The 9,028-nt window shown below is 60.8% G+C and carries 4 protein-coding genes; 3 read left to right on the top strand and 1 reads right to left on the bottom strand.

The genetic code is table 11. The annotated features are described in order from the left end of the window. Positions 1-46 precede the first annotated feature (46 nt). Positions 47-340, top strand: a complete 294-nt coding sequence (locus J7346_RS14635; RefSeq protein WP_245157917.1) for a hypothetical protein — start codon at positions 47-49, stop codon at positions 338-340. A 50-nt stretch (positions 341-390) separates the two neighbouring features. Continuing rightward, positions 391-4,728 (top strand): RHS repeat-associated core domain-containing protein, encoded by a 4,338-nt coding sequence (locus J7346_RS14640; RefSeq protein WP_209120712.1) that lies wholly within the window; start codon positions 391-393, stop codon positions 4,726-4,728. Between the two features lie 455 nt (positions 4,729-5,183). On the opposite strand, the gene J7346_RS14645 is transcribed toward J7346_RS14640, so the two are convergent. Next, on the bottom strand, positions 5,184-5,504 hold the full coding sequence (locus J7346_RS14645; protein WP_348521519.1) for a TrbC/VirB2 family protein: 321 nt from the start codon (positions 5,502-5,504) through the stop codon (positions 5,184-5,186). 442 nt (positions 5,505-5,946) lie between these two features. Between J7346_RS14645 and J7346_RS14650 the strand changes: the two genes are divergently transcribed. Continuing rightward, positions 5,947-9,028 (top strand): calcium-binding protein (locus tag J7346_RS14650; protein ID WP_348521520.1); only part of this gene is annotated, 3,082 nt, incomplete at its 3' end.

Raw genomic sequence — 9,028 nt, forward strand, 5'->3', positions numbered from 1 at the left:
GCCCGTAACCGTCACGAGGACAGGTCCGTCCTCCCCGGAAGGGCCGCTGACGGCTACAGTCTCGTCCACGTCTTGGACGAGCGGCCCTTCCGGGGAGGACGGACCTGTCCTCGTGACGGTTACGGGCGGGGTGCCGCCCTACACCTACGTTTGGCAGAAGGTGCTCGGGAATCCCGCGACCTTCCCCACCAGCCCCACGGGCGCATCCACCTACTGGGAGTTTACCGGCTCACCGAGATTTCCGTGGGTGAAGGCGTCGACCTGGCGCTGTCTGGTCACCGACTCAGCGGCGTCCAGTGTCTTTACCGGCAATGTTTCCGTATCGATCGATGTCAGCTGACGTTGGCATCGTCCCCTGTAGCAATCCGAGACCATTGTAGGGCTGTGCGAATGACGACCCGTCTTGCGTCTGCGATCGAAAATGCCCTGTCCCGGGTTCAAAGGATGAGGGGGCCGGACCGAAGCGCCTTTTTCGCGGCCCTGTCAATTCTTGCGGCCCTGGCGTTCTCGGGGACGCCGGCGACGGGCCAGGACATGGCAGATCTGCCAGAGGCGCCCCGGATCCAGACGCTCGACAGTGCGGGCGTCGACTTACGCACAGGCGAGTACAGGGCGGCGACCTATCACATCGGTATCGGCGAGACGGACGCCCCGGCGCTCAGCATTACCGGCGACGCGCTAACCCGCTCGTCCAACAGGGGAACGCCGCTGTATTCGAAAATCGAGCGTGGTTGCAATCTCAGGTACAACCCCGCGGGAGGGGCAAACGAGTGCGAAGGGTCGGTGACCGTATACACCCTGGGCCACGAAACTTTCGTGTATATGCCGTCGCCCTTCGACCCATTTGCCTCCCATACGCTCAATGACGGCTCCGTCGTCGTTGAGGACACCGCCAACATCGACGTCTACCGTCCGGATGGAACGATGTGGAGGTTCGTCAAGCGTACGGATCTACCATACGCGTGGCCCCCATATGCGCCATTGGAGGCAGCCTATCTCTTAAATATCACCATGCCGGACGGCAGCGCGCTCGAATATGATGCCCGTGGTGTGACGTCCACTTACGGATACCGCCTGGAGTACGAGCCCACGAATGGGCATCCGCTCGTAAACCTCAGCACCGCCTACTGCGCATCGCAGTCGGGCCCCTGTGCCGGCTTGCCCATTGAGGGCCGGATGTCGGGCCTAACGGATACCACCACCCAATCAAACGGCGGAATTGCGGAAGCCAGGACACTCTCCATCACGACTAGTCAGGGCGTACAAGCCACGGTCACGCAAGCCCTGAAGGGAGCGACGTCAGTCAACCACACTGGGTCAGTAGAGTCGTCATATTGTGGGGGCATGTATGCCATGCGCACCGAGTCTGTCTCCAGGCAAGGCGCGCAGTGGAACTACTCATATGCTACGCAGTGGGAGGGGGGATCTGTACCCTATGGGTACCCTACCTGCTACGTTACTCAGGTAACCGCAGTTGCTCCTGACGGGGGGGTAACCGTCGTCGAGGGCGGAGCTGGCCAGTTCACAATCACGGACCCTCTTGGGCGGGTCACCACCTATACGGTCGAGACATGGAACGGCACGACCTTCGAGAACCTCCACGCTATTGAATCCGGGCGGATTCTCAGCACCGTCTATCCCGAAGGAAACCGCGTCGACTACACCTACGCGCGTGGCAATGTGAGCGGTATCACCGTGACGCCGAAGCCGGGTCAGGGTTCGGCCACAGTCGTCTTCGAAGCGGCCTATCCCAGCGTATGTACGGTCGCGACGATGCGGACCTGCAACCGGCCGCTCTATACGATCGATGCCCGGGGAGCGCGCACCGATTACACCTATCACGCTCCCAGCGGCATGGTGCAGACGGTGACCCTGCCGGCCGGCCCGGACGGGATACGGCCACAGGTCCGTTATACCTATCAGCAGTTGCAGGCCCGATACATGAATGCCTCGGGTCTGCTCGTCTACACGGGGCGGCCGATCTGGAAGCTGGTTTCGACCTCCCGGTGCCGGACCCAGGCAAGTTGCGCCAACTCTGCGGACGAGGTCGTCACAAGCTATACCTATAACGACAACCTGCTGCCCATCACCGAAACGGTGCGAGCCGGGGACTATTCGCTCGGGCCGATAACCGTAACGAAGACCTACGACGCAGCGGGCAATGTGATCGCGGTGGATGGTCCGATGCCTGGAGCCGCCGACACCACCCGCTATGTCTATAATTCCTATCGGGAACTGGTGGCCACCATGGGGCCGGATCCCGATGGCGCAGGCCCGGCGGGCGTGCCGGTCACACGCACAACATATAATGCCGACGGTTGGCCGATCCTTGTCGAGCAAGGCACGGCCGTTGATCAGTCAGATCTGGCCCTCGCGTCGATGACGGTGAACGGCCGGACCTCGACAGAGTACGATGTGTCCGGTCGAAAGACCCGTGTCGCGGTCGGCCCTGCGAACGCGCCGCTGATGGTGACCCAGTACAGCTATACACTTGCCGGGGAACTGGAGTGCACGGCCATCCGCATGAATCCCGCTGTATTCGGGGCGTTGCCAACGTCGGCCTGTCTGCAGGGAACCGAAGGAAGCCAGGGGCCGGATCGGATCGCGCGGAACGTCTACGATCTGGCGGGGCAATTGACCCAGGTGCAGCAGGGTGTGGGAACCACGCTTCAGCAGAACTATGCCAGCTACACCTATACGCCCAACGGGCAACGGGCGACCGTTACCGACGCGAATGGCAACCGGGCGTCGATGACCTATGACGGGCTGGACCGCCAGATCGCCTGGAACTTCCCGTCTCCGACGACGCCGGGGACGGTGAGCACGACCGACTACGAAGGGTATGGGCATGATGCGAATGGAAATATCACCGCCCTAAGGAAGCGGGATGGTCGCACGATCACCTACACCTACGATGCCCTGAACCGTATGACGTCCAAGATCATTCCGGACGGTTCCGGACTGCCCGCATCGGCGACGCGGGATGTCTATTACGGCTATGACCTTCAAGGGCTTCAGCTGTACGCTCGCTTTGACGGGCACACGGGCGAAGGGGTGACCAACGTCTACGACGGTCTGGGACGGGTTACGGCCTCGACGACCAATATGGGTGGCTTCAGTCGCGCGCTCACCTACAGCTACAATTCCGCCGGCGCGAGGGTGCAGATGACCTGGCCGGACGGCCAGCAGTTCCGCCTGTATCGAGACGGGCTGCAAAGGATTGATTACACCGACCTCAATGGCACCACACCCGTCTACAGGGCGCAGTATGATTCCGCCGGGCGTCTTTCCAGCCTGGATCGTCGCGTCGGGGGTGCCTGGGGGGGCAGCTCCACCTTTGGCTATGACGGCGCCTCGCGGATCACGGTGCTTACCCATAACCCCGCCGCGACGGGCTATGACGTATCAACAGCCTTTGTCTACAATCCGGCCAGTCAGATTGTCAGCCGCGACGCCGACAGTACCGTTTACGACTTCACCGGGCACGTCATCGTCAGTCGCGCCTACACGACCAACGGCCTGAACCAGTACATCTCTGCCGGGCCGGCCAGCTTTACCTATGACGCCAATGGTAACCTGACGTCCGACGGATCGGCGACATTCGTCTACGATGTCGAGAATCGCCTCATCGCGGGGCCAAACGGCGCCAGCCTGATCTGGGATCCGCTCGGTCGCCTGTTCCAGAGCTCGGGCAACAGCCATGCCCCCACCCAGTATCTCTACGACGGCAGCGCCCTGGTTGCCGAGTACGATGGACTCGGCACGCTGCTGCGCCGCTACGGGCACGGAAGCGGTACCGATGTTCCGCTGGTGTGGTACGAGGGAACCGCAACGACGTCCCCCCGCCATCTGTATGCCGATCACCAGGGGTCGATCATCGGCATTGCCGACGCGACCGGGGTGATGACCAACACGAACGGGTATGACGAGTACGGTATACCAGACGCCACCAATGTCGGCCGCTTCCAGTACACTGGCCAGACCTGGCTGCCCGAACTGGGCATGTATCACTACAAGGCCCGCATCTACTCGCCGACGCTCGGGCGGTTCCTGCAGACCGATCCGGTTGGGTACGAGGATCAGATGAACCTCTACGCCTACGTCGGGAATGATCCGATAAACATTTCGGACCCTACGGGGATGTGTGGCGCCGAACACGACGATAGATCGAAGTGTCTATATGCTGTCCCGGGAGCCGGGGGGCCTAACTCCGGAGAAAATCGCGAGTATGGCAGGTTTATCCGGTCTAACGGAGGGGTGTTCGAAGATATTGGTATCGGAAACGCTGTAGAATCAATTGTCGCCTATAGCGAAGCCAATCCGGACGCGAGAATAGTCTTAAGCGGATATAGCCGTGGCGGAAATGACATTGTCACTATCGCGAACGAGCTAGGGCGCCGTGGGATTCGAGTAGACGCAATGATAGTGTTTGATGGGCACAGTCTGATCGGAAGTCCACTCGTTCTTACGTCTCCAAACGTAGATTCAGTGCTAAATTTTTACCAACAGAATGAGCGTACATCCTATACAGGATTTGATCCATCTGGGTCTAACCCGTATGAGGGGCAGCCAATCGTTCAGCGCCAGAGGTTCGGCCCGCCAGGACCGGTTGCCGACATAACAAATATTAACTACACGGGCGACTCGAGTATAGGTCATATGAATATAATCAGGCCCACTCTTCGTAACCCGGTTTATAGATCCATGATAGATCGGTTAATCCAATGATCGGGAATCGCGTCGTTTGGTGGAGTGTGTGTTTCCTATCATGCGTGGCAGTTGCTGGGTGCCAAGACAGAATTGAAAATGCCAGTATAAACATTGAAATTTCTGGCGCCGTTCCTCAATGCGTTGTCATATATGAGCTTCAAAGAAGGTCGGCTGCGGGCTTGGCGACCTATTGGCCCGTTCATTCGATAGAAGTGTCTGAAGCAAACTCTATTGCGAATTATAAGTCTTCGCTATGTCCTGTGGTCATGTTGGGTACACCGTCGGGCGCGACGAAAGTTGTTAGATTAAAAGAGGGAGACAACGAAATTTCATTTGATGCTGGCGAATACGCTGCGCGTTGTGATGACCCTCGGGTTCGTGATGACATGGAACGCATCTCGGAATTTGACCGCACTGCGCCAGTCATCTGTGGTCGGCCTTAAGGGCCCGGGAATATGCGGAGCCGCAATTAACTATCGAGCTAACGCTGCCCCGGCGTAAGGGTCTTCCGTCTGCGCCGGAACCGGGGAGAGGGCAGGCTCGGTCATGGGGGCCCCGTGTTGCCGGGCAGCAAGGGAGGGCGCGCCGGAGGTGTTGGCGGCCGCGCCCATGATCCCCCGGGCGATGGTTGCGGCTCCGAACAGGATAAAGCATCCCGCCAGCACGGTCGCTCCACGCCGCACATTGGTGCGTCCTGTCAGCATCTGCAGCCCCACCACCGCCACGGCGATGATCGCAAGACTGGTCGCGAGGGGACCCAGCAACACGGCCTGGATCCAGGAGGCGGCAGTCACGAATACACTGTCTTCCATCATGCTGCAGAGGCCTCCCGCCTCGTCGCGATCCACAGGCATGGGCGACAGCCCACCTGGCTGATTGACGGCTGCCTTCAAGGCCGACGGTACTCCATCTGCGCAGGGGGCGGGAGCCTCGATTGCGACGACCGGGCGGTCGACGTTGCAGCGGCGCCTCTCCACCGGATCGCTCGCGTGACACGCTCACGCGCGGGTCCTTCGACAGCGCGGACAGCGTGACCTGGCCCGGGCGGGACGGTGACTCTCTGCCCTGAGCCGCCCCCGCCCCTGGCGCCGCGGCACCATCATCATCCGCACGCGAGACGGCTCCAGGACCGTGATCGCGGCCAGCGGCGGTCGAACGGACAGCGCTGCTGACATTTGCCTCTTTTGCATCCTCATCTCGACCTGTAACGTCCCAGAGTTGTCTGGAGGGAATAGTGTGTCGCAGCTCGTAACTCGTGATTTCACCTTGGGTGTTGGTCAGACGCTCCACTTTCGCGACGTCGTGAGCGGCTTCTTGCTTCAATCAGTAGCCCCGGGCGAGCGTAGTCCTCACCTGACTATCTCCGGCACGGTAACGCACTCGACGAACTTTCCCTTGGTTACTGCGCTGTTCGACCATGAGTCCGGCGGATATTTCGATGGCGGACTTATAGAAATCACCAGCACCGGGTCGGCCGTCGTATCGGCCACCGACATAGGAACCGCATTCGGATATTTCGCGGGTGGCTATGGCTCCGCTTTTATCAACCGGGGGAGCCTGTCGGTCACGGCGTTGCAGCAGGCCTTCGGAATCTACACCCACGGCAGCGATTTCAGTGCCGTGAATGCCGGGACTCTTCGCGTCCAGTCGAACACAATGGACGCCATAGGGATCCAGGCGATGAACGGCATCGACCTGACGAACAGCGGGCGACTGGAGGTCATCGGGGTCCGCCTTGCCCATGGCGTGGTCTCAGAGCGGGGCGGCCACATCGACAACTCAGGAACGCTGATCGCAAGGGGTGCCGAAGAGAACGTCGGCATCGTGGTTCGGCACTTCCAGGCCGAGACCGTGAGTATCGAGAATACCGGCACGATCGAGGCCGACATCGCCGTTCTCGATGACAGCGGACGGTATTCCCCGCCGCAGCATGCCGTCCAGACCTTGGTGAACAGCGGCACCATCAGGGGGGCAATTGACCTCAGGCTCGGCGATGACAGCGTGTCAAACAGCGGCCTGATCGAAGGCGACGTTCTGCTGGGGCTGGGGGCGGACACCTACATCGGGACAGGAGGCGAACTCCGCGGGGCCGTACATGGAGGGTTCGGTGCGGACCATCTGGTCGGGGGGGACCGGGATGACATCCTCTTTGGAGAGGAGGGCGATGATGTCATCACGGGGGGTGCCGGCAACGACCTCATACAGGGGGGCCGGGGAACAAATGTGATCGATGGCGGGGCGGGGCGGGACACCCTCACCTATACCGGTGTCCTCAGGGGCGTCTCGCTGGATCTGCGCGAGGGCTGGGCCCGAGGCGCCAGTCTCGACGAGATCACGGGTATTGAGGACGTCCTTGGGAGCAAATGGGACGACACTCTCAGGGGCGATGACCACGACAACCTGTTATTCGGCGCAGGGGGGGATGACACGCTGGAGGGACGCGACGGGCGCGACGTCATCGCCGGAGGCACGGGCGCAGACACTCTCTCGGGAGGCGCAGGTGACGATACATTTATATACGGGACCGGCGACGGCCACGACGAGATCACGGACTTCTCTGCTGGAGACCGGATTGAAATCCACGGCTACACCTCTGCCCAGGCCATCCAGCAGGTCGGAAGCGACACTATCATTCGTTTGTCCGCGACGGACTCGATCACCCTTCTTGGGGTGAATGCCGATGCCTGGAATTCAGGGCAGGTGGTTTTCTCCGCACAGCCCCGGCCATCGTTCAGCACGACCGCGCAACCGGAGGGCTTCGACCAGACGGGGGTCGCGCTGTACGAGTCGCTGACGCTTGCTGCCGGAGAAGAGGTGGTGCTCGACGGTGGCTTGGGAACATTGGCCCTGGTCGGCAATACGACGGAAACCCTCAGACTATTGAATGGCGGGACGATCCGCTCATTTAGTAATGCCGACGTGGCTGCCGCCGCCGTCACCCTCGCAGGCTATGGCTTCGGGCCGGTTTTCGAAAATCTGGCGACGGGCCTGGTCGCGGTCACATCGGAGAATGACGACGCCTTCGCTTACGGCGTCTACGCCCAGGCTTTCCAGGCTTCAGTGATCAATGAGGGGCGTATTGAGCTTACCAGTGCTCACCATGGCGCTGCGATTTTTGGCGCTTCTAGCGGGCTTAACGTTGATAATTCGGGAGAAATCTACGCGAATGCCGTTGGAGATGCCTACGGCGTGAACCTGGGCACAGTGGGAGGGATCAACAATTCCGGTTCCATCACTGTTCAGGGCGGCGGAGCCAACGTCATGGGCATCCGGGTCGTGAGCGGCAATAACGTTTCCAACGCCGGCGAAATCTCCGTGTCCAGCGAAAGGGGCACAGGGATCGGCATCTACATGCGGGCAGACGCGTATAATATCACAAACACCGGCACCATTGACGCAGACATTGCTATTAATGCGTCGGGGCATTTTTCGTATGCCAGCGGTTATCTCCTGAATACGGGAACGATACGGGGTGATGTACTGCTGGGGGGAGCGCCTGACCTGGTCCTGAATGAGGGGGTCCTCTACGGTCCGGTGCACATGGGTCAAGGTGACGACCAGTTCGACGGGAGTGCGGGTGCCCAGGGCGGCGAGATTCACGGTGGGCAAGGGCAGGACCACATAGTTGGCGGCATCGGGATCGATCTCCTCTTCGGAGATGAAGGCAGCGACACCCTCTGGGGCGGGTTGGGTGATGATAAGCTGAATGGCGGGACCGGGGACGATTTCGCAGTCTTCTCCGGATCGCAGGCTCAGTATGACTGGTCGGTCGATGGCAACATTGTCACGATCACAGGTCCTGACGGTACCGATGTGCTCACTGATGTTGAACTGCTGAGGTTCGATGACGGCCTGGTTTCCCTGACTGGATTTGGGCTCCGCCTCAAGGGCTTGGGGGGCGATGACGTACTTCACGGCACCGACCTCAACGACGTCCTCGACGGCGGCGATATCCCTCCGTTGTGGGTCGCCAATGGGTCCGACCGCAATGGCCGGGACCAGCTCTTTGGGCACGGTGGCGACGACATTTTGTATGGCGGCGGGGAGAACGATCTGCTCGACGGGGGCTCCGGCAACGACCTGCTCGACGGCGGCACGGGCGCCGATCAGATGTATGGCGGCACCGGCAACGACACCTACTATGCCGACGTCCAGCAGGACCTCGTCTTCGAGAACGCCGGAGAGGGCTATGACACCATCGTCGCGTCGTCGGGCTTCTATCTGTACGACAACATCGAGGCGCTGACGCTGTCGTCGTCGGCGGGCAATGCGTTCGGCGTGGGCAATGCGCTGGACAACACCCTGACGGGCAATGCGG

Origin of the sequence: Brevundimonas sp. A19_0 (assembly GCF_017744255.1) — a bacterium.
Taxonomy (GTDB): Bacteria; Pseudomonadota; Alphaproteobacteria; order Caulobacterales; family Caulobacteraceae; genus Brevundimonas.

Bases quoted from the DNA above. Each gene is read 5' to 3' on its own strand.
- J7346_RS14640 (WP_209120712.1), top strand. From the start codon at position 391: ATGACGACCCGTCTTGCGTCTGCGATCGAAAATGCCCTGTCCCGGGTT.